Source organism: Candidatus Symbiopectobacterium sp. NZEC127 (assembly GCF_025962675.1).
In the GTDB taxonomy this organism is placed as follows: Bacteria; Pseudomonadota; Gammaproteobacteria; order Enterobacterales; family Enterobacteriaceae; genus Symbiopectobacterium.
On sequence record NZ_JAGFPG010000021.1, the window covers coordinates 1 to 931 of the forward strand.

Sequence of the window (931 nt, forward strand, 5' to 3'; positions counted from 1 at the left end):
GCACTCAGAAATAAAATTGAAATTAGCCCTTGTCAGGGCACGAGAAGTGTCTATACTGCGCCTCCACTGACACGGCAACAGCGACACGCGGTTGTGGTAACGGTAAGAAGTAAAACGAAAAGCCAGACGCGAAATTGAAAAATTAACGTTGACTTTTCAGCGGTGCAGCGTAATATACGCCTCCCGCGCCACGGTAGATGTGGCAACGCTCTTTAACAATTAATCAGACAATCTGTGTGGGCACTCACAGGACTTTATCGTAAAGCCTACGGGCTTAAAAAATAAAAGTCTTGAAGAGTGAACAACAGTTAATTCATTACGAACTAACAGTAATAATTCTTTGAGCATCGCTTCTCGAGTAGAAGCAAATCAAACTTTAAATTGAAGAGTTTGATCATGGCTCAGATTGAACGCTGGCGGCAGGCCTAACACATGCAAGTCGAGCGGTAGCACAAGGGAGCTTGCTCCCTGGGTGACGAGCGGCGGACGGGTGAGTAATGTCTGGGAAACTGCCTGATGGAGGGGGATAACTACTGGAAACGGTAGCTAATACCGCATAACGTCGCAAGACCAAAGTGGGGGACCTTCGGGCCTCACGCCATCGGATGTGCCCAGATGGGATTAGCTAGTAGGTGGGGTAACGGCTCACCTAGGCGACGATCCCTAGCTGGTCTGAGAGGATGACCAGCCACACTGGAACTGAGACACGGTCCAGACTCCTACGGGAGGCAGCAGTGGGGAATATTGCACAATGGGCGCAAGCCTGATGCAGCCATGCCGCGTGTGTGAAGAAGGCCTTCGGGTTGTAAAGCACTTTCAGCGAGGAGGAAGGCGATAAGGTTAATAACCTTGTCGATTGACGTTACTCGCAGAAGAAGCACCGGCTAACTCCGTGCCAGCAGCCGCGGTAATACGGAGGGTGCAAGCGTTA

1 rRNA gene is annotated in these 931 nt (G+C 50.6%); it reads left to right on the forward strand.

The window, feature by feature from the left end:
• Window positions 1-378: 378 nt before the first annotated feature.
• A 16S ribosomal RNA gene (locus J5069_RS23675) occupies window positions 379-931 on the forward strand; the annotation flags it as partial.